At 69.4% G+C, this 23417-nt stretch carries 18 protein-coding genes and 1 tRNA gene; 8 read left to right on the forward strand and 11 right to left on the reverse strand.

Annotated elements, in window-relative coordinates:
- Positions 1-23: 23 nt before the first annotated feature.
- The 6 genes from U0177_RS04460 to U0177_RS04485 form a co-directional block, all read right to left on the reverse strand.
- Positions 24-815 carry an ABC transporter permease gene (locus tag U0177_RS04460; RefSeq protein ID WP_409569390.1) on the reverse strand — a complete coding sequence of 264 codons (792 nt, stop codon included), beginning with the start codon at positions 813-815 and terminating at the stop codon, positions 24-26.
- 155 nt (positions 816-970) lie between these two features.
- A complete protein-coding gene (locus U0177_RS04465; RefSeq protein WP_409569391.1) occupies positions 971-2035 on the reverse strand; it encodes a glycosidase in 1065 nt (354 codons plus the stop codon).
- A 286-nt stretch (positions 2036-2321) separates the two neighbouring features.
- A complete protein-coding gene (locus tag U0177_RS04470) occupies positions 2322-3572 on the reverse strand; it encodes an ABC transporter permease (protein ID WP_409569392.1) in 1251 nt (416 codons plus the stop codon).
- A 151-nt stretch (positions 3573-3723) separates the two neighbouring features.
- Positions 3724-4497 carry an ABC transporter ATP-binding protein gene (locus U0177_RS04475; protein WP_409569393.1) on the reverse strand — a complete coding sequence of 258 codons (774 nt, stop codon included), beginning with the start codon at positions 4495-4497 and terminating at the stop codon, positions 3724-3726.
- A gap of 81 nt (positions 4498-4578) precedes the next feature.
- Positions 4579-6339 (reverse strand): efflux RND transporter periplasmic adaptor subunit, encoded by a 1761-nt coding sequence (locus tag U0177_RS04480; protein ID WP_409569394.1) that lies wholly within the window; start codon positions 6337-6339, stop codon positions 4579-4581.
- Complete coding sequence (locus tag U0177_RS04485) at positions 6336-6986, reverse strand: TetR/AcrR family transcriptional regulator (RefSeq protein WP_409569395.1); 651 nt, start codon at positions 6984-6986, stop codon at positions 6336-6338. The genes U0177_RS04480 and U0177_RS04485 overlap by 4 nt, the downstream gene beginning before the upstream one ends.
- 393 nt (positions 6987-7379) lie before the next feature.
- Between U0177_RS04485 and U0177_RS04490 the strand changes: the two genes are divergently transcribed.
- The 4 genes from U0177_RS04490 (at position 7380) to U0177_RS04505 (ending at position 14269) form a co-directional block, all read left to right on the forward strand.
- Positions 7380-9161 (forward strand): amylo-alpha-1,6-glucosidase, encoded by a 1782-nt coding sequence (locus U0177_RS04490; protein WP_409569396.1) that lies wholly within the window; start codon positions 7380-7382, stop codon positions 9159-9161.
- Positions 9158-10477: a glycosyltransferase gene (locus U0177_RS04495; protein WP_409569397.1), complete on the forward strand. Its 1320-nt coding sequence runs from the start codon at positions 9158-9160 to the stop codon at positions 10475-10477. Before U0177_RS04490 ends, U0177_RS04495 begins: the two co-directional genes overlap by 4 nt.
- Before the next feature lie 64 nt (positions 10478-10541).
- Positions 10542-12455 carry a glucosyl-3-phosphoglycerate synthase gene (locus U0177_RS04500; RefSeq protein ID WP_409569398.1) on the forward strand — a complete coding sequence of 638 codons (1914 nt, stop codon included), beginning with the start codon at positions 10542-10544 and terminating at the stop codon, positions 12453-12455.
- Between the two features lie 83 nt (positions 12456-12538).
- On the forward strand, positions 12539-14269 hold the full coding sequence (locus tag U0177_RS04505) for a sugar phosphorylase (protein ID WP_409569399.1): 1731 nt from the start codon (positions 12539-12541) through the stop codon (positions 14267-14269).
- Here the strand turns inward: U0177_RS04505 and U0177_RS04510 are convergent.
- From U0177_RS04510 to U0177_RS04520, 3 genes are all read right to left on the reverse strand, one after another.
- Positions 14255-15826, reverse strand: coding sequence for a VanZ family protein (locus U0177_RS04510; protein ID WP_409569400.1), 1572 nt, complete (start codon positions 15824-15826; stop codon positions 14255-14257). The two genes, U0177_RS04505 and U0177_RS04510, sit on opposite strands and share 15 nt — an antisense overlap.
- A 180-nt stretch (positions 15827-16006) precedes the next feature.
- A complete protein-coding gene (locus tag U0177_RS04515) occupies positions 16007-16552 on the reverse strand; it encodes a hypothetical protein (protein WP_409569401.1) in 546 nt (181 codons plus the stop codon).
- Positions 16553-16649: 97 nt separating this feature from the next.
- On the reverse strand, positions 16650-17675 hold the full coding sequence (locus tag U0177_RS04520; RefSeq protein ID WP_409569402.1) for a fumarylacetoacetate hydrolase family protein: 1026 nt from the start codon (positions 17673-17675) through the stop codon (positions 16650-16652).
- Positions 17676-18057: 382 nt separating this feature from the next.
- Here U0177_RS04520 and U0177_RS04525 point away from each other — a divergent pair, with 382 nt between their 5' ends.
- Positions 18058-18525, forward strand: a complete 468-nt coding sequence (locus tag U0177_RS04525) for an Lrp/AsnC family transcriptional regulator (RefSeq protein ID WP_409569403.1) — start codon at positions 18058-18060, stop codon at positions 18523-18525.
- A gap of 91 nt (positions 18526-18616) precedes the next feature.
- On the opposite strand, the gene U0177_RS04530 is transcribed toward U0177_RS04525, so the two are convergent.
- Together U0177_RS04530 and U0177_RS04535 are read right to left on the reverse strand one after the other, a co-directional pair.
- Positions 18617-19120 (reverse strand): aminoacyl-tRNA deacylase, encoded by a 504-nt coding sequence (locus U0177_RS04530; protein WP_409569404.1) that lies wholly within the window; start codon positions 19118-19120, stop codon positions 18617-18619.
- Entirely contained in the window at positions 19107-21098 is a 1992-nt protein-coding gene (locus U0177_RS04535) for an acetoacetate--CoA ligase (protein WP_409569405.1), read from the reverse strand. Before U0177_RS04535 ends, U0177_RS04530 begins: the two co-directional genes overlap by 14 nt.
- 355 nt (positions 21099-21453) lie before the next feature.
- On the opposite strand from U0177_RS04535, the gene U0177_RS04540 reads away from it, so the two are divergent.
- From U0177_RS04540 to U0177_RS04550, 3 genes are all read left to right on the forward strand, one after another.
- Positions 21454-21529, forward strand: a tRNA-Gly gene (locus U0177_RS04540).
- A 173-nt stretch (positions 21530-21702) separates the two neighbouring features.
- Positions 21703-22794 carry a site-specific DNA-methyltransferase gene (locus tag U0177_RS04545; RefSeq protein WP_409569406.1) on the forward strand — a complete coding sequence of 364 codons (1092 nt, stop codon included), beginning with the start codon at positions 21703-21705 and terminating at the stop codon, positions 22792-22794.
- Complete coding sequence (locus U0177_RS04550; protein WP_409569407.1) at positions 22791-23360, forward strand: histidine phosphatase family protein; 570 nt, start codon at positions 22791-22793, stop codon at positions 23358-23360. Before U0177_RS04545 ends, U0177_RS04550 begins: the two co-directional genes overlap by 4 nt.
- Positions 23361-23417: the final 57 nt, after the last annotated feature.

Raw genomic sequence — 23417 nt, forward strand, 5'->3', positions numbered from 1 at the left:
GTGCTTTCTTGCTTTTGTGGCCGCTACCCGCCCTGCACCACCACCTTGCGCATGGCCGCGCGCAGCATCAGCAGGCCCAGCAGCACCAGCGCCGCCGCCCAGCCGAGCTGGAGCAGCAGCGCCTGGCCGAGCGCGGCGCCGCTGACCTGGCCGAGAAAGATCTGCGCCGGCACTGCCGTGATCGCCTGGAACGGCAGCGCGCGCGCCAGCGCCGCCAGCGGCGCCGGAAAGAACGCCAGCGGCAGCAGAAAGCCCGAGAAGAAGCTGAGCATAATATTGGCGACCATGGTCACGCCGCTGGTGTCGAGCAGCCAGAAGGCGCTCATGTTCACGATGAAGCTAAACGCGAACGACAGCACCAGCGCCAGCGCGATCGCCGCCGCGAACCCGAGCCACTGCGCCGCGCCGGGCACTGCCGCGCCGAAATACAGCACGCCGATCAGGTAGGTGAGCGCGCCGCGCACCAGCAGGTTGAAGCAGCGCTCGCCGAGCGACTGGCTGAGCCAGTAGCCGTAGAAATTCCACGGCCGCGACAGGTCGGTCACGACGTCGCCGGTGCGGATGGATTGCATTAGCTCGCGCGAGAACACCCAGCCGGCGCCGATCGAGATCAGCGCCTGCGTCACCCAGGTGTAGCTGATCGCGTCGCGCAGGCTGAAGCCGGCCACCGCGCCGCCCGCGCCATACAGGCCGATGTACATAAACGAGCGCAGCACGCCGAAGAAGGCGTTCGTGAGAATGCCCGCCACGTACGAGCTTCGGTACACCGTGGCGCGGCGAAACGAGCGCAGCGCGATCTCGTAGTACAGCCGCATGTTTCCTCCCGATTGTGAACGCCGAAAGGCGCCTGGGCGGCCCGAGGGGGCCTGCCGAGGCGCACCGAAGCTATGTCGCGCGACTGCCGTAGAGAATACCGCACTCACATAGGCGTGTCTATCGGTCTTTCGGCCGAGCCGCCGGCCGCTTGGTTCTAGGCGCCGGCGCCCGCCAGTGCGGCCGGAATGTCCAGGCGCGCAACGCCGATCGCCGCGTCGGCCATGCCGTAGTACACGTCGACGCGCCCGCCCGGCCGCGGATCGAGGCCGGTGGGGAATACGACATTCGGCACCACGCCCTCGCGCTCCTCGGCGGCCTCGGGGGCGAGCGTGGGCGCGGCCGAGCGGTACAGCACCCGCCGCGGGTCGTCGGCGTCGAGCAGCATGGCGCCGGCGCTGTAGTGCACGAACGGCTGGTGGTCGACATTCTCGACGATCGGGCCGGCCACGCCGTGGTAGATCATCAGCCAGCCGAGCGGCGTGCGCAGCGGCGGCGCGCCCCCGCCGATCTTGGTGCTTTCCCACTCGTGCTGCGGCGCCGCCAGCAGCTGGTGATCGCGCCAGCGCAGCAGCGCGCCGCTGTCGCGCTGGGCCGCGTCGACATCGCAGTACGAGATCCAGATGCTGGCGCGCGGCTCGGCCACGCCGGCCGGCAGCACGCGCACGCCGCCCTGGGTGTGGGCGGGGCGGTGGATCAGCGCCAGCGCCGGGCGGCCGTGCGGGTCGCGCACCGGCTCGGGGAATAAGAAGGCGTCTTTGTTGTCGTACAGGTCGAAATCGACGCGCAGGCGCGGGTCGAACGCGAACTTCAGCGGGCCGATGCGCTGCCAGCTCAGCAGATCGCGCGACTCGGCCAGGGCGATGCGCGGCCCGAGCGGGCCATAGGCGGTGTAGGCCATGATGTAGCGGCCGAGCGGCGCCACATAGCCGACGCGCGCATCTTCGCAGCCGGCGGTGCGCGCATTCTGCTCGTATGGCTCGGTCGGCTCGAGCACATAGCCGCGCCGCTGAACCGCAACCGGCTCGCCGGCCGCGTCGAACAGCACCTCGGCCAGGCCGACGCGCGAGTAGTTGCCGGCGGCGACGACGCGCGGAAACAAAAACAGCCGGCCGCCGGGGTCGCGCGCGGCAGCCGGGTTGAGCACGCCCAGCACCTCGTCGGGGTTGTGCGGGTCGCCGCGCATGATCACGCCCAGGCGGCGCATCTGAAATGGCTGCATGTCGCTGCTCCTCTGCTTGTGCGCGGTACTATACCACGCGCAGCGAGGCGCCTGTAGGCTATAATACCAACTCCGTTTGGTTACTTGTGTTTTCTTGTGCGGCGCCCGGCAAGCCGGGCGCCGCCAAGAAAAGAAATTGTGGGCGGTGAAGCCGCCCGCAAACCCCACCAATTGGTATGATGCCCTGCCTGGCGAAGCCGGGCAGGGCATCAGACAAAGAAAGCTCGGGAGTGGCGAAGCCGCCCCCGAGCCCCACGATACAGCACGTGATCAGCCGGATGTGGGATTACTCGTAGCGCAGCGCCTCGATCGGCGGCAGCAGCGCGGCGCGGCGGGCCGGGTAGAAGCCGAAGCCAATGCCTATCGCCGAGGCGAAGACCAGCGCCAGCGCCACCGCCAGCCACGAGATCGGCGCGGCAAAGCCGGCCACCACGCCGACCAGCAGCACCAGGCCGATCGCCAGGCTCACGCCGATCGTGCCGCCCACCAGGCTGATCGCCACGGCCTCGAGCACGAACTGGCCCAGCACGTCGCCGTCGGTAGCGCCGAGCGCCTTGCGCACGCCGATCTCGCGGGTGCGCTCGGTCACCGCCACCAGCATGATGTTCATAATGCCGATGCCGCCCACCACCAGGCTGATGCCGGCCACCAGCGCGATGAACCCGGTGATTGCGCCATTGATGCCGCGCAGCACACCCAGCGCCTGGGTCGGCAGGTTCAGGCGGAAATCGTCGATCGCGTCGGCGGGCACGCCGCGCGCGCCGCGCAGGCTGCTGGTGATCAGCGCCTCGGCGCGGTCGACATCTTTCTCGCTGTTCAGCCCCAGCAGGATGCTGGTCATCTGCGTGCCGCGGCCGGGCAGGTCGAGGTCGCCAATCAGCCGCAGGCGCACGGTGCTCACCGGGGCAAACACGCGCTGGTCGGTCGAGAACGGGCCGCCGTTCTCCTTAAGGATGCCGACGATCGTCAGCGACTGGCCGTCGATCTCGATCGACTTGCCGATCGCCGCCTGGCGCGCGGCCGGGTCTTCGCCGAACAGGTCTTTCGCAGTGAGGTAGCCAAGCACGCCAACACGCGCGCGCTCGCGCTCGTCGGCCTCAGTCAGAAAGCGGCCATACGCCACCGGAGTCGTCTGCACCGCTTTGTAGTCGGCGCTGGTGCCTACCACCGTCGCCTGCACGGCCACGGTGCCGGCGCGCACCTCGCGCGGCAGGGCGATCTCGGGCACAATATTGCGGAAGATCTCGGGATGCTGAGCCACCAGGCTCTCGAGCGTGCGGTAGTCGGCGATCGAGATCAAGCCGTAGCCCGGCACGTCGCGCGCGCCCTTGGCTTTGGGGTCGCCGGGCAGCACAGCCACGCGGCGGGTGCCCAAGTCGATGAACTGCTCGAACACCTGGCCCTGCACGGCGTTGCCGAGCGAGAGCACCGCCACCAGCGTGCTGGCGCCAATAATGATGCCGAGCATCGTCAGCAGCGAGCGGAACTTATTGGCGCGCAGGCTGTCGAGCGCCATGAGGAATTGCTCTTTGAGCATCTTCGTTCTTTCATCTCAATATATTGCCGACGGAGCTGGCTGGTTTAGCCTCCGGCGGAGCGGTACTTTACGTTTTTATTGTGTGCGATTTTCCGCGCTCTGTGTGGAAAATCGCACACAACTGGTACTATGCCGCCGCAGGCAAAAAGAATTAGCCCAGCACCGGCACCTGGAGTGGCTGAACGTTGTAGTACTCCTGCAGGATGTTCGGGCTGACGCGCCCGTCGCGCAGGCCGATCACCCGATCCATATGCCGGCCAATCTCGGGGTCGTGCGTCACGATCACGATCGTCAAACCCTGCTCGCGGTTGAGCGTGCGGAACAGGCTCATGATCTCGGCGCCAGTGCGCGTGTCGAGCGCGCCGGTCGGCTCGTCGGCCAGGATCATGCTGGGCATGCCCACGAGCGCGCGCGCCACCGCCACGCGCTGCTTCTGGCCGCCCGAAAGCTCGTTCGGGCGGTTGCTGAGCTTGTCGCCCAGGCCCACGGCGACGAGCGCCTCGCGGGCGCGCTGCTCGCGCTCGCGCGCGTCGACGCGGCCGTACACCATCGGCAGCTCGACATTCTTCAGCGCCGAGAGCCGCGGCAGCAGGTTGAAGCTCTGGAACACAAAGCCGATCTTCGCGTTGCGCACGCGCGCCTGCTCGAAGCGGCTGAGGCCGCTTACGTCCTGGCCGTCGAGCCAGTAGTTGCCGCTGGTCGGGCTGTCGAGCAGGCCGATGATCGTCATCAGTGTGCTCTTGCCGCTGCCCGACGGCCCCATGATCGCCACCATCTCGCCGCGGTGGATCTCGACCGACACGTCGTCGAGCGCGCGGAAGCTGGAGCCGCCGGTGGTGAAATCTTTGGTCACATTTTCGATCCGCACCACCGGCTCGGTCACATATTCGGCGACCTCGGCCTCGGTTACGTAGTTGATGCTCATGGTCTCCCCTTTCTGCCGGATGCAGAATTAGCTCAGAACGCGGGCCACCGCGTTTGCTATGCTACCTGACACGCGGTCGTGTTACTTGACGAGCACCTGCTGGCCCTCGTTCAGGCCGCCGAGGATCTCGACTTGGTCGCCGGCGCGCAGGCCCACCTGCACCGGCTGGGTGCTGAGCTGCTGCTTGCCGTCTTTGTCGGCGCTGATCAGCGTCACCACGCTGGCGCCGTTCTCCTCGCGCACGGCCGCGGCCGGGATGTGCAGCGCGCCGTCGCGCCGGGCGCTAATAATGCTGGCGCTGGCGGTCATGCCTGGCTTCACCGGGCGCGCGCCGGCGTCGATCTCGACGACCACCTCGTAGGAAGTGACGCTCTTGCCGGCCTCGGACTGCGGCGAGATGCGCTTGACAGTGCCGCTGAGCGCGGGCGCGCCCAGCGCGTCGAGCAGCACCTCGACCTGCTGGCCCACCGCGACGCGCGCCACGTCGACTTCGTCGACGGTGACTTTCACCTGGTAGCGGCTGGTGTCGAGCAGCGTCACGGGCGCCTGCTGGCCCACGTCTTCGCCCGCCGTGACGTTCACCGCCGCGACAGTGCCGGCGAATGGCGCGCGCAGGGTGGCGTCGTCGAGCTTGATCTTCGCCAGGTCGAGCTGGGCCTGGGCCTGGGCCACGCGCGCTTGGGCGCGGGCCAGATCGCTGGCCTTCGGGTCGGCGAGCAGCTGGTCGAGCTTGGCCTGCGCGGCGGCCACGTTGCCCTGCTGGGCCTCGACGGCGCCCTGGCGCTGGGCGCCGCTGAGGCGCGCAAAGTTGGCCTGAGCCTGCTCGAGCTGCGCGCGCGCGGCGGCCACGTCCTGGGCATTCGGGTTCAGCAGCGTGTTCAGGTCGGTCTGGGCGCGCGCGAGCTTGGCATTCGCGTCGGCAAGGCCGGCGATCTCGCCCTGCTTGGCGGCCTCGTAGTCGGCGCGGGCCAGCACCAGCGCGGCGTCGGCGTCGCTCATGGCGCGCTCGGCGGCGGCGGCGGCGTTGATATACGCCTCTTTGGCCGAGTCGGTCAGCGGCGCATTGGTGCGCGGGTCGCGGTCGTCGTCGAGCGCGCGCTGGCGGTCGCGCTGCGCCTGGGCGTAGGTGGCCTGGGCATCGCGCAGGGCGTTGGCGCGCAGCTCGATCGCGCGGTTGGCCTGCTCTTTGGCAGTAGCCAGCGCGCTGCGCTGCTGATCGAGGTTGGCCTGGGCCTCAACCAGCGCGGCCTGGGCGCGGGTCAGCGCGTCGGAGCTGGGGGCGCCCTCGAGCGTAGCCATGCGCGCGCGGGCCTCGTCGACGGCAGCCTGGGCCGCGCGCACGTCGGCCGGCGTGACGCTGCCGTTGGTCTGGCGCAGCAGGCCCTGAGCGGCCGCGACCTGAGCCTTGGCGGCGGCAAGCTCCTCGGGCGTCGCGCCATCCTTCAGGCCCTGCAGGTCGGCCTGAGCCTGGGCCAGCGCGGCATCGGCGGCGGCGAACTCGGCCTGGAGGCGGCGGGTGTCGAGCTGAACCAGGGTTGCGTCCTTGGCCACCGCGTCGCCCTCAGCCACCAGCACCTCGGCCACGCGCCCAGTGGCGCCGTTAAACGAGAGCGCGGCAGTCTGGCTTGGCTCGAGCTTGCCAGTGGCGATGATGCTGGCCACCAGCGGGCCGCGCGCCACGGTGGCGGCCGTGCCGCCGGCAAGCGGGTCGGCCGCGCGGCCGGCGAACGTACGGATCAGCAGTGTCGCGATCAGCGCCAGCACCAGAACGGCGGCGATGATCACCGGCAGGCTCGGCCGCTTGAGCCGGCCGCCGAAGCGCGATTGCGGAAGGGTGGTCATTCTGTTGCTCCTCGCTCCTCTGTTCGTGCAACCCCATACAGAAACATACCCACCAGCGCGGCGGGGGTAAACACCTGCGGGCGAAACTGGCCGATCTGCGGCGGCAGCTGCATGCCGCTGATCTGGCCGCCGTAGCCGTGGAACGCCTCCATCAGCGCTAGAAACAGCATTGTCAGCTCGGCGGCCGAGTGCTGCGCCAGCGCGCCGCGCTCGATGCCGGCCTGCATCTCGTGGTAGATCGGCATGAACAGGTGCTGCTGAAACGCCTGGGCAAGCCGCGCCTGGTGCGCCGGGCCAAGGTGCTCGGCCATCTCGTGGCGCATCAGGCGCATATCACCGTCGCTGGCGTTCAGCAGCACCCCGGCCAGCGCCGCCAGCCGGGCCTCGAGGCCGCGCGCGCCCACCAGCGCGGCGTCGATCGCCGCGTGCATGGCCTCGAGCTTCTGCAGCCCCATCTGCGTAAACAGCTCGGCTTTGTCGGCGAAGTAGTAGTACAGCGTCGGCTTGGTGATCTCGGCGGCCTTGACGATGTCGTTGATCGAGACCGCGCGGTAGCCTAGCTGCATGAACAGCTGCGCTGCGGTGTGCAGGATCTTGAGCGCCGTCGGGTTGTAGCCGCTGGTTGTGATCGTGTCGCTTGCTATCACGGTTGTGCCTGGTGTGTTCCGTTGCACATACTTTGCAACGGAACCTTTCTGACTGAACGGTATATAAGATAGCACGATGCCAATCTTTTGTCAATAGATTGCACATGATTTGCCAGAGATTGTGCAACATCGGCTCTCACCCCCTTTTCCCCTCTCCCGCGCGCGGGAAAGGGGGGATAATTGTTGGCTTTGTGGTGCGGTTGCGGCGGCGACCGCACCACAAAGCCAGATGTATTTCCCGTCCCTTAACAAAGCAGGGTTCGAAAGACGTTGCCTGAGGGCTAGCTCTACGCTGCTCGGGCTTGACAAGGCGGCGCGCGCTGTGGTAGGGTTCACGCGAGATGTGTGCACTACCGCGCGACCTGCCACGGCACTAGTGAGAAAGGCAGCCGGTTGTATCGCCCAAGCTCGCCGTTCCTGTGTCTGCTGGAAAATCGCATCGCCCCGGAGCACGTCCCCTTCAGCGACCGCGGCTCGCGGCTGCTGGTATACCGCGACCGCCGCGAGCCTCACGCGCTGTATGTGAAGCTGGCCGAGCGGCTCACCGCGCTGGTGCCTGGCCTCTCGACCTACCGCAACCGGCCGCCGTTCATCTCGGATCTGCGCTTTGTCGACGGCGAGGGCCGGCCGCTGCCGTTCGAGCTGACGAGCTACCCGCACGCGCTGCTGTTCGACACGCCGCTGGGCGCGTTTACGCTGGTGTTTCAGGATGGCCGCACGCTGAGCTTCGGCCTGCCGCGCGGCACGGCCTGCGGCATCCGCTTCAGCGTCGCGCCCGACCTAGTGCGCCCCGACGCGCAGGGCGGCGAGTTCAAGTCGGTGCGCAACTGCGCCTACTCGACCAACGGCGAGCTGCTGCTCAACCGCGTCGAGAGCAACGGCGGGGGCTACGACGTGACGCTGGTGCTGGCCGAGCAGCCCGCCACGGGCGAGGCCGATGTCGCGATCACGCTGCACATCCAGGCCGCGCCCGAGCTGGATCGCACGGTGCTGCCGTTTCGCGCGGCGCTGCGCGCGGCCGAAGAGCGCTGGGAGCGCTGGTTCGCGGCGGTGCCGCCGGTGAGCGAGCCGCTGCGCGGCCAGTACTACTACGCCTGGTGGGTGCTCGGCAACAATCTCATGTCGCCGCAGGGCTTCTTCCGGCGCGAAAGCGTCGCGCCCAGCAAGGCGCACTATGTCGGCGCATGGCAGTGGGACAACTACTTCCACGCGCTGGCATTCCGCTACACCGACGCGGCGCTGGCGCGCGACCAGATCGAGTTCATGCTCGACCACCAGCAGCCCGACGGCATGATCCCCGACGCGGTGTACGACGAAGGCACGATCACGCAGCTGCAGATCCCGGTGGCCGCCGCCGTCACCAAGCCGCCGATCGTCGGCTGGGTGGCCATGCACGTATTCGACACAACCGGCGACGAGCATATGCTGCGCGAGATCTACGAGCCGCTGGTGCGCTGGAACTCGTGGTGGTTCGGCCTGAACGACGACGACTCCGACGGGATCGTGCAGTACTCGCACCCGTTCTCGTCGGGCCTCGACGACAGCCCGCTCTGGGATGGCGGCGTACCCGTCGAGGCGGTCGACCTGAACACCTACCTGTGCCTGCAGATGCAGGCGCTCGGCCGCATGGCGCGCGTGCTCGGGCGCGGCCGCGAGGCCGAGATGTGGCAGCGTAAATCCGACACGCTGGCCGAGCGCATGATCCAGCACTTCTACGACGACAAGGCCGGCCTGTTCTGGAGCCAGAAAGACCACCAGCCCATTCACGTGCTCACGCCATTCAGCATGTACCCGCTGTGGACTGGCCGCATGCCGCAGAAGATCGCCGACCGGCTGGTGGCGCACCTGCACGACCCGCGCTCGTTCTGGACGCGCTACCCGCTGCCGACAGTCGCCGCGAGCGACGCCAAGTACGACCCGTTTCAGATGTGGCGCGGCCCGGTGTGGATCAACATCAACTACATCTTTGTCGAGGCGCTGGCGCGCGCCGGCTACCCCGCCCAGGCCCGCGAGCTGGCCGAGCGCACGCTGGCGCTGGTGATGAGCCAGAACGACATCTACGAGTATTACCACCCCGAGACTGGCGAGGCGCCGCCCAAGGCCGCGCCGATGTTCGGCTGGTCGGCGGCGTGCTTTATCGACCTAGCAGTGCGCATGTCGCGCGGAGAGCTATGACCAACGACGAACGACAAGCCGCCGCGCACGCGCAGCCAGGGCCGCTCGACGCGCTCTGGCCGGCGGCCGGCCGCCAGAGCGTCGCTATTCTCCACTACACCGGCCCGCCCACCGTCGGCGGCGTCGAGGCCACGATCGCGGCGCACGCGCGGCTGCTGGCCGCCGACGGCCACGCCGTGCGGATCGTGGCCGGCCAGGCCGACTACGCGCATGCAGGTGTGACGGTGCTGGCGAACCCGGCGCTGCGCTCGCGCGGCGAGCGCGCCGAGCAGGTGGCGCGCGAGCTGTCCGCCGGGATCGTCGGGCCGCGCTTTGAAGCGCTGACGGCCGAGCTGGCCGAGTGGCTGGCGGGCGCGCTCGAAGGCGCCGACGTGGCGCTGGTGCACAACCTGCTGACGCTGCACAAAAACCTGCCCTTTACCGCGGCGCTGAGCCGGCTGCTGGCCGAGGGCCGCGCGCCGCGGCTGATCGCGTGGTGCCACGACTTCGCCTGGCGCGACCCGCTGTACGCGCCCGATCTGCACCCCGGCTACCCCTGGGATCTCCTGCGCAGCGCCTGGCCGGGCGTGCGCTACGTAGCGGTATCGAACGACCGGCGCACGCTTCTTGCTGAGATGCTTGGCGTGCCGGAAGACTACGTCGACGTAGTGCCGCCCGGCATCGACCTGGTGGAATTCCTAAAGCTGGAGCCTGCGACGGTGGCGCTATGCCGGCGCCTACAGCTGCTCGAAGCCGAGCCGCTGCTGCTGCTGCCCGCGCGCATCACGCGGCGCAAGAACATCGAGCTGGCGATCGCGGTCGCCGGCGCGCTGCGGCGCCACGGGCTAGCACCGCGCCTGGTGATCACCGGCCCGCCGGGGCCGCACAACCCAACCAACGCCGCGTACCTCCACGAGCTTAAAGCGCTGTGCGAGGCCAGCGGCGCGCGCGACGCGGTGGTGTTTCTCTACGAGCACTACACCGACGAGTGGAACCGGGCGCTGCCGGTGAGCGACGCCATGCTGGCCGATTTCTTCAAGCTGGCCGACGCGCTGCTGTTCCCAAGCGCCTACGAGGGCTTCGGCATCCCGATCATTGAGGCCGGCCTGGCCGGCCTGCCGATCTTCTGCAGCGATATCGCACCATTCCGCGAGACGGCCGGCGCCGCAGCGGTACGCTTCGCGCTCGACGAGCCGCCCGATTCGATCGCCGGGCGCCTGGCCGCCGCGCTGCACGACGACCCGCGCGCCGCGCTCCGGAGGCGCGTGCGGCGCTACTACACCTGGGAAGCGATCTACCGGCACGCCGTCGTGCCGCTCCTGGCCGATCCACGCTGATCGCCCCCGCGTCGCGCCGGCGCATGCGTCACCCTACGCTACACGAGGAAGGAGTGTGCCTACCGTGAGCCAGCCAATGCAAGAAACGGTGATAGATCGCCCCGCGCCCGCCGCCGGATACCTGGTGGCGCTGCCGCTGAGCGAGCCCGACGACGCACAGCGCCTGCTGCCGCTGGCGCAGGCGATCGCCCGCCACCACGGCGGGCGCGTGCTGCTGGTGCGGGTGGTGCAGGTGCCGCCCGATCCGCCGCTGAGCGACGGCGTGCTTGAAACCCGCCGCGCCCGCGCCGAGCTCGACGAGCTGGCCGGCGCGCTGGCCGAGGCCGAGCCCGACGCGCCGCCGGCAGTCGCGATCACGGTCGCGCACACGCTCGCCGAGGGCATCCGCACTACCATTCAGGAGCAGCGCGCCGACCTGCTGCTGCTGGGCTGGCAGGACGACCGATCGTCGCCCGAGCGGCTGTTTGGCCCGCCGATCGACGCGCTGCTGCGCGACCCGCCCTGCGACGTGGTAGTGCTGCGGCTTGGCGCCGAAGCGGCCGTGCCGCGCGTGCTGCTGCCGGTGCGCAACGGCCCGCACACGCCGCTGGCCTGCGACATGGCGCTGGCGCTGGCGAACCACCACGACGCCGCGATCACCATTCTGTACGCCCACGACCCGCGCCGCCCCGACGACCTGACCGTGCGCGAGAGCCTGCAGTCGCTGCGCTCGCTGCCGCGCGTCAACCGCTGGCTCGAGCGCGCCATGCCCGCCGAGCAGGCCATCCTGGCCGAGGCCGCCGACCACCAGCTGATCGTATTAGGCGTGACCGGCCGGCGCACCGACCCCGAGGCGCCGATCGGGCCGCTGGCCGAGCGTATCCTGCGGCTCTCGTCGGCCGCGGTGGCGCTGGTATGCCGGCGCATGGCCCCGGCCGAGGCCCAGGCCCAGCAGATCTGGCAGCAGCAGCGCGACCTCTCGGCCACCGTCGATCGCTGGTTCGCCGAAAATACCTTCACCAGCGCCGAGTTCCGCAACATCCAGCGCCTGGTCGAGCTCAAGCGCCAGCGCGGCCTGACGATCAGCCTAGCACTGCCGGCGCTGAACGAGGCCGCGACCGTCGGCGAGGTGATCGGCCGCTCGCAGCAGGCGCTCATGCACGACGCGCCGCTGCTCGACGAGATCGTGCTGATCGACAGCCGCTCGACCGACCGCACCCGCGAGATCGCCGCCGAGCACGGCATCCCGGTGTTTATTCACCAGGACATCCTGCCGCAGTACGGGTCGTTCAGCGGCAAGGGCGAGGCGCTGTGGAAAAGCCTGTATGTGCTCAAGGGCGATATTGTGGTGTGGGTCGACACCGACATCACCAACTTCCACCCGCGCTTCATCTACGGCCTGCTCGGGCCGCTGCTGCGCGAGCCGCGACTGGTGTACAGCAAGGGGTTCTACCGCCGCCCGCTGCGCGTGGGCGAGACGGTGGTGGGCACCGGGGGCGGCCGCGTCACCGAGCTGACCGCCCGGCCGCTGCTGAACCTGTTCTACCCCGAGCTTTCGGGCGTGGTGCAGCCGCTCTCGGGCGAGTACGCGGTGCGGCGCGAGGCGATCGAGTGGGTGCCGTTCTTCACCGGCTATGGTGTCGAGACCGGCATGCTGCTCGACCTGCTCGAGTACCACGGCCTGGGCGCGCTGGCGCAGGTCGACCTGCAGCAGCGCATCCACCGCAATCAGGATCTGCTCTCGCTCTCGAAGATGGCGTTCGCGATCATCCAGGTGGTGATGCAGCGCATGGAAGAGCGCCGGCGCGTGCAGCTGGTCGAGCCGGTGAACCAGGCCATGAAGCTCATCCAGCACGCCGCCGACGGCGGCTTCCACCTCGAGGTGCGCGAGATCCGCGACCACGAGCGGCCGCCCATGGCCAGCATCCCCGAGTACCGGCGCCTGCGCGGCCTGCCGCCCACGCTCGGCAATAGCTGGCGCGGCCCGCGTGGCAGCTAGCCCAAGCCGGCAAGCTGGCAAGTTGCCACGTTTGCATCAAGGACGATACCCTGCAACCGGTCAACAGCCAGAAAGGAGCGGCTATGAGCCAGGCCATCCGCGCGCACCTCGAGGCGCTGTACGGCCCCGAGCGCGCCGCGCCGGCCTACGCGCAGCTGGCCGCGACCCTGGCCGAGTTCGCGCGAGCGCACCCCGAGCTGGCGCGGCCGGCGGGCGAGCGCCTGACCGAGCGCGACGCCGTGCTGATCACCTATGGCGACCAGGTGCGCGCCGAGGGCGAGCCGCCGCTGGCCACGCTCGCGCGGCTGCTGGATGGCCCGCTGCGCGGCCTGACCAGCGCCGTGCACATCCTGCCGTTCTACCCCTACTCGTCCGACGACGGCTTCTCGGTGATCGACTACACCGCCGTCGACCCGCAGCTTGGCGGCTGGGGCGAGATCGAGCGGCTGCGCGGGCGCGCCCGGCTGATGTTCGACGCGGTGGTGAACCACGTCTCGGCGCAAAGCGCCTGGTTCGCGGCGTTTCTGCGCGGCGAGCCGGGCGCCGAGCGGCGCTTCATCTGCATGGATCCATCCACCGACCTGTCGCTCGTCACGCGCCCGCGCACCACGCCGCTGCTGACGCCGTTCGACACCCCGGCCGGCACGCGGTACGTCTGGACGACCTTCAGCGCCGACCAGATCGACCTGAACTACGCCGAGCCGGCGCTGATGCTCGAGATGATCGACGTGCTGCTGGAGTACGTGGCGCGCGGCGCCGAGCTGATCCGGCTCGACGCGATCGGCTACCTGTGGAAGCAGCCGGGCACGCGCTGCATCCACCTGCCGCAAACCCACCGCGCGGTGCAGCTGTTCCGCAGCGTGCTCGACGCGGCGGCGCCCGGCGTGCTGCTGGTGACCGAGACGAACGTGCCGCACCGCGATAACATCAGCTACTTCGGCGACGGCACAAACGAGGCCCAGATGGTCTACCAGTTCCCGCTGGCGCCGCTGGTGCTGCACAGCTTTGCCACCGGCTCGGCGCGCGCGCTCACCGGCTGGGCCGCCGGGCTGGGCGCGCCAGCGCCATCCACGACCTTCTTCAACTTCCTGGCGTCGCACGACGGCATTGGCGTGGTGCCGGCCAGCGGCATGCTCACGCCGGCCGAGGTTGCCGCGCTGGCGGCGCGCGCCGAGGCGCATGGCGGGCATGTTTCGTACAAGAACAACCCCGACGGCACACAGAGCCCGTACGAGCTCAACATCACGCTGTTCGACGCGCTGACGCATCCCGATGAGCAGCGCGCCAGCCCCAGCCGCGCCATCGAGCGTTTCGTGGCGGCGAACGCGATCATGCTGGCGCTGCAGGGCGTGCCGGGGATCTACATCCACAGCCTGTTCGGCTCGCCGAACTACCACGCCGGCGTGGCGGCCAGCGGGCGCGCGCGCTCGATCAATCGCGAGAAGTGGCACTTCGCCGAGCTTGCGGCGCGCCTTGCGGATCCGGGCAGCCGCGCCAGCACAGTGCTGGCGCGCTTCAGGGCGCTGCTGGCGGCGCGCGCCGCGCAGCGCGCGTTTCACCCAGGCGCGCCGCAACGCGTGCTGGCGCTCGATGACAGCGCGTTTGTGGTGCTGCGCGGCCAGGCTAGTGCGGCGGTGCTGTGCGCGCACAATCTGAGCGGTGCGCCGCTGAGACTGCGCCTGCGCGCCGCCGATCTGCCCGAGCTGGCCGGCAGCCCGCTCGCCGACCTGCTGAGCGGCCAGGTGGTTGCGCCAGCCGGCTGGGCCGAGTGCGCGATCGAGCTGGCGCCGTACCAGGTGCTATGGGCTAGCTAGGCTTCCATCTGCTTGAAGCCGGCCACGCCGCCGGCCCACCAGCGCGGCCCAGGCGCGCCAGGCCAGCGCGGCCACCGCCAGGCTGATCAGCAGCCGCCCCGCCTCAATTGGCCGGCCGCCGGCCAGCGCCAGCGCCAGCTCGAGCATCAGCGCGAACCCGGCGGCCAGGCCCAGCAGCAGCGCGGCGCGGGCGCGCGGGTAAAACGCGCCCAGCCAGTGCCGCGACACCAGCGCCAGCAGCAGGCCCAGCGGCACGAACAGCAGGCAGTAGTAGAGCAGCTCGTACACAATCGTGAAGCGCGCGTCGAGCCGCAGCACGCGCTGCTTCATCAGCAGCTCGGCAACCTTCGAGGGCAGCAGCGTCGTCCAGAGCGCCAGGTCGGGCGAGAACATTTGCACATTCGGCTGGGCGTGGCCATCGACGTACACGCGCACGGCGCCGCGATCGTACGTGACGATCAGGCGATGCGGCAGGGTGTCGGCAAACACATCGCGAATAATGATCGGCGCCAGGCTGGCGGCCTTCTCGCCAGTGGCGCCGTTGCGCACGCGCAGAAACAGATTGCGGCGCTGCTGCCCGACGATCAGGTTGCGGCGATAGTCGGCGCCGTTGATCGACACGATCTCGGAGGTTGGCTGCTGCGGGCGCCCCGCCACCGTGGCGATCAGCGTGAAGCGCGACGTGTGCGCGATGCCCTGGTTCAGCGCGCCGGCCGGCGCCGGGCTTTCGAGCCAGGCGCCATCGCGCAGCGCCACGCCGCTGTCCAACGCGCTCACACCCGCAGCCCGCGGCAGCAGATCCGGCGAGCGGCCGGCGCGGTCGGCATACGGCTGGGCGCCGGCAAACTGGTAGGCCGCCAGCACCGCATCGCCGAGCGGCGGCTGCGGCTGGCCGGGCCGGCCAAACGCGCCGATCTGATCGGGCGCGATCACATCGTTCGCAATCCACAGGTCGAAGACGGTGCCCTCCCATGCCTCTTCGTCGTGCTGGGTGCCGACGATCAGCGGGAACTGATCGTCCCAGCCGCTCAGGCGCGCGGCCGACTGTAGCGGCAGCGAGAGCAGCAGGCCGGCCAGGGCGTAGCCCGCCAGCGCCGCGGCCTGGTTGCGCGGCGAGGCCAGCGCCAGCCGCGCGCCGTGCAGCAGCAGCACGCCCGCGCCCGCGCCAAACGTATTCGTGGCGACATCGGCCGGGGTAGCGGTGCGGGTGGGCAGAAACAGCTGGATCAGCTCGACCGACAGCGAGAGCCCCGCGCCAAGCGCGAGGGCCAGCAGCAGCGCGCCGCGCACCCGGTAGCCGCGCCGCTCGAGCAGCCACGCCAGGCCAACCCCCAGCGGCACAAACAGAACAATATTATTGAGAATATCGGCGGGGTCGACCGGGCCGGACAGAAAGGCGCCGAGCAGGCCGGCCAGGCCGGCGGTGCGCAGCGCGCTTGGGATCTGAAAATCGTAGGGGCGCAGCGTGAGGTGCAGGATAACGCCCACGCTGCCAAGCGTGAGCAGCCAGGCGCCTAGCCCGGCGCTGCGCAAATATCGTGATGCAAGACGTTTCATACAAACAGCGTGTTCCTTTCTCGTACCACAGGCGCCCCGCCGCTGGGTAGGGCGCGCGGTGTACTACGAAATTCTTACACTGTTTCTATTAAGAAACGATTAGCCACCCAAACAAAATACGCAGGCGCCAGCGACCTATCGCCAGCACCTGCGCGCAGCGCGCGTGGAACAAGGAACCAGCTAGATCCAGCCCAGCCCGGCGGCCGTCTGCAGCAGGCCGCACACCACCGCCCAGGCGACCGTGCCGGTCATCCAGGCGCCGCTATGGCGGGCGCGCGCCTCGTCGGGGTTCACCGAGCCGTACCAGCGCCGCGAGCCGGGCCGCGTCAGCAGCCACACCTCGAGCGGCGATACCACCAGCAGCAGCACGACGGTGTAGAGAAAGCCGTAGTGGCCCGCCGCGAGCTGGCGCGGCAGCACCGCCAGGCTGCCGATGCCCGCCACCGTCAGCGCGCTGTTGCCGATCACCTGCACCCACCAGGCCAGGCCATTGCCGCGCCGCAGCGCCTCGCCCTGTGCGTAGGCCGCCGCCGCCCCGGCCAGCGGCAGCAGCCCCAGCAGCCGCGGCACCGTCACCCCGTTGTTCGGCACCCCGGCCAGCGTCAGGAGGCCCACAGCGGCCATCTGCACGCCAAAACCCCAATCGAAGGCTACGCCAATCCGCCCGCCGCGCGGCTCGGCGTCCGCGGCCGGGCGCGCCTGCGATGCGTTGATATTTGTCGCCATAGCGAGTACTCCTTGCCTGCACATACACTAGCGGCACGCACGCCGCGTGCCACCGCTATGTCAGTACGCAGAATAGCGCATAGCGGTTTGGTGGCGCCTACGGGATAATCTGATTCTTCAGCACGCCCAGGCCGGCGACCTCAAGCTCGACCTCGTCGCCGGGGGCGAGCCACGGCCCCTGCCCGGCGGTGAGCTCGAGCAGGCAGCCGGTGCCGACAGTGCCGCTGCCCAGTATGTCGCCGGGGTACAGCGTGGCGTCGCGCGAGGCCCGCGCGATCATCTGGGCAAACGTATAGTAGATATCGCGGAAGTTGCCGCGCGAGCGCTCCTCGCCGTTCACGCGCGCCAGCATCGGCATGTTGAAGCGCCCGTCGCCCAGCGCCAGGTCGGCAAGCTCGTCGGGGGTGGCCAGCCAGGGGCCAAGCGAAGTAGCGAAATCCTTGCCCTTGGCCGGCCCGAGGCCCACCGCCATCTCTTCGCGCTGCAGGTCGCGCGCGCTCCAGTCGTTCAGGATCGTGTAGCCGGCGATATACGCCTCGGCGTCTTCCTCGGCGATGTCGCGCCCGGCCCGGCCGATCACACAGGCGACCTCAAGCTCGTAGTCGAGCGCGCTGGTGCGCGGCAGCGGGATGTCGGCGTTCGGGCCATAGATCGCCATGTGGTTGCCGAAGTAGAACACCGGGATCTCGTACCAGGCGTAGGGCACATCGCGGCCGCGGTTGCGGTTGGCGGTGGCCACGTGCTGCTCAAAGGCATAGAAATCGCGCAGGCTGTTGGGGCGCGGCAGCGGCGCCACCAGCCGCACCTCGTCGATCGGCAGCACCATCTCGACCCCGCCGATCGCGATGGCGCCCGAGAGGCCGCGCCCAGGCGCAACCATCTGGCCGAACTCGTCGGCATCGCTCACGCCCAGCTGGTCGAGCACGGCGGTGGCGATCTCGAACGCCCCGTCGAGGCCCATGCCGTCTGGCGCGCCGCGCAGGATGTCCAGCAGCTCCCAGCGCTGGTCGTCGTGCTGCTCGAACACCAGCGGCGCCGCCGCCGCGATATCGATCACCGCCTCGCCCAGCAGCACGCCCGCGCGCGCGAAACGGTCGATATAATTGAAGCTGACAAAGCGCATACTGTTTCTCCGAATCGGCCGGCCCGACGCCGGGTTGCGGCACGGGCGCTATTGTACCCTATTTGCAGCGGCCGGCGCGGCCGGATTTGACAGCGCGCGCAGAACCCGATAGCCTTTAGGACTTACGCAGCTAGCGTACTCAGCCTTCGGCAGAGCGGTACTTTCCTTTTACAGGACTTACGCGGTGCGCGTTTTTGCCTTCGGCAGAGCGGTACTTTTCATGGATGGTGCTGAGATTTTGGCGCAAAGCGCCAAAATCTCAGCACAAAAGAAAGCGAAGTACCCTGCTGCCGCAGGCACAATGCACGGTTTCGGGAAGCCGAACAGCGCAACGGCGTAAGTCCTAAGCCTTGATCAGCGAACAAAGCGAAGGCGCAACACCATGGCTGGTGCCCATTCCAACGAGCTGCTCGACAGCATCAACCGCAAGCTGCTGCGGCTGCTGCAGGCCAACGCGCGCAGCTCGTTCAGCGAGCTTGGGCGCGCGGTGGGGCTTTCGGCGCCGGCGGTGGCCGAGCGCGTGCGGCGCCTCGAAGAGGCCGGGGTGATCACCGGCTACCACGCGGCCGTGAACCCCGCGAAGGTTGGGCTGGAGCTGCTGGCGTTTATGCGGCTGAGCGAGGTAGGCGAGCGCGGCGAGCGCGTGGCCGACCTGGTGCGCGAGCTGCCCGAGGTGATCGAGTGCCACCGCGTCACCGGCAGCGATAGCTACATCCTCAAGATCGCGGCCGCCTCGGTCGCGCACCTCGAGGCGCTGATCGACCGCTTCAACCCCTACGGCCAGATCACCACCGCGCTGGTGCTTTCGTCGGCGGTCGAGCGCCACCAGCTCGAGCCGCCCGAGCGCTGAGCGCCGCAGATCGCAGCCGGGCCGCGCAGAGCAATCGGCGATGCTGACGCGCTCCGGGGCGCCCGCAGGGTCAGCATCGCTGCGCTTGGTGTCAGCCCTGGCGCACCACCTCGGCAGCCTGGCCGCCGGTGAGCGCCAGCAGGTCGGCGGTGGCCAGCGAGATCAGCACCGCCGGGTCGCCGGTGCCGCCGTACACGCGCTCAAGCCGCAGCACCGCCGGGTCGACCAGCGTCGGCAGCGCTACGCGGTGGCCAAACGAAGGCATGCAGCCCACCACAAAGCCGGTGATCGCATAGGCCTGCTCGGGCCGCGCCAGCCCGGTCTTGCCGCGGCTCACGCCGAAGTGCCGCGCCAGCGCGCGGTCGTCGATGCGCGCGCGGCCGGCGGCGATCACCAGGATGGCCGCTTCGCCGACGATGCACACAATGTTCTTGGTCATCGCCTCCACCGGCACGCCGATCGCGGCGGCGGCGGCCTCGACGGTGGGCATGGGCTGGCTGGCGTGGTGCAGCGTCGCGGCGATCCCGCGCGCGGCCGCGATCTCGCGCAGCTCGGCGGGGCTGCGCAGCGATTGGCTGGAGCTAGGGTTGGTCAAGCGAACCTCTCAGGCGATCGGCGAACCGCAGAAAGAAATCGAGCGCGGCCGGGTTGCGCAGCGAGCCGGCGCTCAGCGCCACCCCCACCGGGTGGCCCAGCAGAATGCGGCGGATCGGCACCTCGAGCTTTTTGCCGCTGAGCGTGTACGGCACCTCGTCGATCGCCACGATCTCATCGGGCACGTGGCGCGGCGATACCTCCTGGCGCAGCGCTTGCCTGATCCGCTGGCGCAGCCCTTCGTCGAGCGACGCGCCGGCGCGCAGCACCACAAACAGCGGCATAAACGATTCGCGCCCGAGCAGCTCGAGGTCGACAACCAGGCTGTCGGCGATCTCGGGGAGGCCCTCCACCACGCGGTAGATCTCGCTGGTGCCCATGCGCACGCCCTGGCGGTTGATCGTCGAGTCGGATCGGCCGTAGATCACGCAGCCGCCGCGCTCGTTGATCGCGATCCAGTCGCCGTGCCGCCACACCCCCGGGTACATATCGAAGTAGCTGGCGCGGTAGCGCGCGCCGCCCGGGTCGTTCCAGAAAGCGATCGGCATCGAGGGCATTGGCGCGGTGATCACCAGCTCGCCAACCTCGCCCACCAGCGCTCTGCCGCCAGGGCCGAACGCCTGCACATTCGCGCCAAGCGAGGCGCCCTGGATCTCGCCGGCGTAGATCGGCTGCACGCGCACGCCGCCGACAAACGCGGTGCACACATCGGTGCCGCCGCTGAGCGACTCGAGCGCCAGCCGCGGGCTCACGTGCGCGTACACCCACGCAAAGCCAGCCACCGTCAGCGGCGAGCCCGTCGAGCCGAGCGCGCGAATGGCGCGCAGGTCGTAGTGCTCGCTCGGCCGCAGGCCCGCCTTCATGCACGCCGCGATAAACGCCGCAGACGTGCCGAAGTAGGTGATGCCGGCGCGCTCGGCCAGCGCCCACAGCGCGCCGATATCCGGCCAGGCCGGGCTGCCGTCGTACAGCACAATGCTGCAACCGCTCAGCAAGCTGCCCACCAGGTAGTTCCACATCATCCAGCCGGTGCTGCTGAACCAGAAGAAGCGGTCGCCGGGCCGCAGATCGTTGTGGAAGATCGTCGCCTTGGCATGCTCGAGCAGAATGCCGCCGTGGCTCTGCACGATCGGCTTGGGCAGGCCGGTGGTGCCCGACGAGTACACGATCCACAGCGGGTGATCGAACGGCACCTGCTCGAACTGCAGCCCGGCCGGCGGGCTCGCGGCCAGCGCGTCGTCCCACAGCACGGCGTCGCGCAGCTCGCCCAGGCCCGCGCCCGCCCGTGGGAGGACGATCGTCTGGCGCAGCGAGGGCAGCTGCGCCTGCAGCTCGGCCAGCACCGCGCGCCGGTCGAACAGCTTGCCGCCGTAGCGATAGCCATCGACGGCGATCAGCACCCTCGGCTCGATCTGGCTGAAGCGATCGAGCACGCTGCGGCTGCCAAAGTCGGGCGCGCAGCACGACCAGATCGCGCCGAGGCTGGCGGTGGCAAGCAGCGCGACGATCGCCTCGGGGATGTTCGGCAAATAGGCCACCACCCGGTCGCCGGGGCGCACGCCCATGCGCCGCAGCGCCGCGGCCAGGCGCGCGGTCTGCTCGTAGGTCGCGGCCCAGCTCAAAGCGGCAAGCGGCTGATCCTCGGCCTGAAACACAATCATCGGCCGCTCGTCGGCGCGCTTGCTGAAGATATTCTCGGCGTAGTTGAGGCGCGCGCCGGCAAACCACTGCGCGCCTGGCATCACCCGCTCGGGCAGCACAACCTCGGCGCGGCGCGATGCGACAACGCCAGTATACTCCCACAGGCTGGCCCAGAACGCTTCGAGCTGATCGACCGACCAGCGCCACAGCTCGGGGTATCCGCCGAAGCGCAGGCCGCGCGTCGCCTCGAGCCAGCGCATGTAGCGCGTCAGGTTGGCCTGCGCCAGGTCCTCGGCCGTGGGCTGCCAGAGCATATCGCCCTCTTGGATCGGTGCCATAGCATCCTCCTCGGTGCCAGCAGACCAGCGTGCCCCGGCCGCGCAGGCAGCATCGCCCGAGCACAGAGGGTATACCGTCTGCGCGGCTTTGTCAATATGGAGCCGGCGGCAGCCAGGGCTGGTGCAACGTCGGCCCTCACCCCCCCTTACCCCCCTCTCCCGCGTGCGGGCGAGGGGGGATTATTGTTGGCTGTGTGGTGCGGTCGCCGCCGCGACCGCACCACACAGCCAGATGTGTTCATCCCTCCCCTGACGGGAGGGGGTAGGGGAGGGGTCGACAGGCTTTGCACGAGCCCTGAAGGCGCCCTAGAATTTGCAAAAAACACAGGGCCATGCTATAATCTGCCACGTCGATGCGGGAGTGGCTCAGTTGGTAGAGCGGCACCTTGCCAAGGTGCAGGTCGCGGGTTCGAACCCCGTCTCCCGCTCCATTGTGAAAGCCAGGCTACACAGCCTGGCTTTTGCGTTGGCTTCGGCAGCTCGCCGGTGCAGCGCCGCTGCCGCGCTCGCGCCGGCACGGCGGCACATTGGCACGACCGTGCGCGATATGGTACTATCTGCGGTGGCGGCAGGTGCCAACCACGCGGCGCGAAAGGGGCCAGCAGTGCAGATCGATCGGGTATATCGCGGCGATTGCGTCGAGGTGCTGAACAGCATGCCCGAGCAATCGGTCGACGTGGTATTCGCCGACCCGCCGTACAACCTGCAGCTCCAGAACGATCTGTGGCGCCCGAACATGACGCGCGTCGACGCCGTCGACGACGAGTGGGATCGCTTCGACGATTTCAGCGCCTACGATCGCTTCACCCGCGCTTGGCTGGCCGCCTGCCGGCGCGTGCTGAAAGATACCGGCACGCTCTGGGTGATCGGCTCGTACCACAATATCTACCGCGTCGGCGCCATCCTGATGGATCTGGGCTTCTGGATCCTCAACGACGTGGTATGGGTCAAAACCAACCCCATGCCCAACTTCCGCGGCGTGCGCTTCACCAACGCTCACGAGACGCTGATCTGGGCGCAGAAGCGCCGCGGCGCGCGCTATACCTTCAACTACGAGGCGATGAAGGCGCTGAACGAGGGCCTGCAGATGCGCAGCGACTGGGAGCTGCCGATCTGCACCGGCGCCGAGCGGCTGCGCGCCGACGGCGCCAAGCTGCACGCGACGCAAAAGCCCGAGGCGCTGCTCTACCGCGTGCTGCTGGCCTCCTCGGCCCCCGGCGACATTGTGCTCGACCCGTTTTTCGGCACCGGCACCACCGGCGCGGTTGCCAAGCAGCTGCACCGCCACTGGGTCGGGATCGAGCGCGACGAGATCTACGCCCAGGCCGCCGAGGCGCGCATCGCCCAGGTCGCGCCGGCCCCGTTCGATCCGGCGGTGTTCAACACCCGGCGCAAGCGCGCCCAGGCGCGACTGCCGTTCGGCGCGCTGATCGAGCGCGGGCTGCTGCGGCCCGGCCAGCAGCTGTTTTTCCGCGATAACGACGCGCTGGCGGCGGTGATCTTGGCCAACAGCCAGATCCAGTGCGGCGACTTGGCCGGCTCGATCCACGCCGTGGGCCGCGCGCTTATGCAGGCGCCCTGCAACGGCTGGGAGCACTGGTTCTTCCGCGAGCCCGGCCAGGCGCGCGGCCGGCCGATCGACCTGCTGCGCGCCCAGGTGCGCCGCGAGCGCGAGCAGGCCCACGACAGCGCATGATCGACCGCCTGATCCTGATCCGCCACTCGCAATCTCAACCTACCCCCGGCGAGCCCCCCAGCCTCTGGCCGCTTACGGCGGCCGGCCGCGCGCGCTGCGAGCTGCTGGCCGAGCGCCTCCGCGCCTACGATCTCGACCTGATCGTCGGCAGCGACGAGCGCAAAACGCGCGAGACGGCCGCGCTGGCCGCCGCGCGGCTCGGCCTGCCCTGCTCCAGCGCGCCCGATCTACACGAGCACCGCCGCGAGCATACCAGCTGGATGCAGCAGCACGCATTCGACGCGGCTGTCGCCGGCGGGTTTGCGCGCCCCGGCGAGCTTGTGTTCGGCGAAGAAACCTTTGCGCAGGCGCGCGAGCGCTTCGGCCGGGCAGTGCGCGCGGTGCTGGCCGCCAACCCCGATCGGCGGCTGGCGATCGTCGCCCATGGCACGGTGCTGGCGCTGTTCGTAGCCCAGCACGCAGGCATCGCGCCGCTGCCGTTCTGGCGCAGCCTGGGCATGCCGGCGATCGTGGCGCTGTCGCTGCCCGATTTCAGCCTGCTCGACGTGGCCGCGCGCGTCGAGTAGCGCCGCGCCGCGCTATGTCGTGCTGGCTGAAGGCAGATGCCGGCGCATTCGACGCTC

Source organism: Kouleothrix sp. (assembly GCF_046328425.1).
Classification (GTDB): domain Bacteria; phylum Chloroflexota; class Chloroflexia; order Chloroflexales; family Roseiflexaceae; genus Kouleothrix.

Bases quoted from the DNA above. Each gene is read 5' to 3' on its own strand.
- U0177_RS04495 (WP_409569397.1), top strand. From the start codon at position 9,158: ATGACCAACGACGAACGACAAGCCGCCGCGCACGCGCAGCCAGGGCCG.
- U0177_RS04460 (WP_409569390.1), bottom strand. From the start codon at position 815: ATGCGGCTGTACTACGAGATCGCGCTGCGCTCGTTTCGCCGCGCCACG.
- U0177_RS04470 (WP_409569392.1), bottom strand. From the start codon at position 3,572: ATGCTCAAAGAGCAATTCCTCATGGCGCTCGACAGCCTGCGCGCCAAT.
- U0177_RS04525 (WP_409569403.1), top strand. From the start codon at position 18,058: ATGGCTGGTGCCCATTCCAACGAGCTGCTCGACAGCATCAACCGCAAG.
- U0177_RS04465 (WP_409569391.1), bottom strand. From the start codon at position 2,035: ATGCAGCCATTTCAGATGCGCCGCCTGGGCGTGATCATGCGCGGCGAC.
- U0177_RS04550 (WP_409569407.1), top strand. From the start codon at position 22,791: ATGATCGACCGCCTGATCCTGATCCGCCACTCGCAATCTCAACCTACC.
- U0177_RS04510 (WP_409569400.1), bottom strand. From the start codon at position 15,826: ATGAAACGTCTTGCATCACGATATTTGCGCAGCGCCGGGCTAGGCGCC.
- U0177_RS04480 (WP_409569394.1), bottom strand. From the start codon at position 6,339: ATGACCACCCTTCCGCAATCGCGCTTCGGCGGCCGGCTCAAGCGGCCG.
- U0177_RS04520 (WP_409569402.1), bottom strand. From the start codon at position 17,675: ATGCGCTTTGTCAGCTTCAATTATATCGACCGTTTCGCGCGCGCGGGC.
- U0177_RS04505 (WP_409569399.1), top strand. From the start codon at position 12,539: ATGAGCCAGGCCATCCGCGCGCACCTCGAGGCGCTGTACGGCCCCGAG.
- U0177_RS04515 (WP_409569401.1), bottom strand. From the start codon at position 16,552: ATGGCGACAAATATCAACGCATCGCAGGCGCGCCCGGCCGCGGACGCC.
- U0177_RS04475 (WP_409569393.1), bottom strand. From the start codon at position 4,497: ATGAGCATCAACTACGTAACCGAGGCCGAGGTCGCCGAATATGTGACC.
- U0177_RS04535 (WP_409569405.1), bottom strand. From the start codon at position 21,098: ATGGCACCGATCCAAGAGGGCGATATGCTCTGGCAGCCCACGGCCGAG.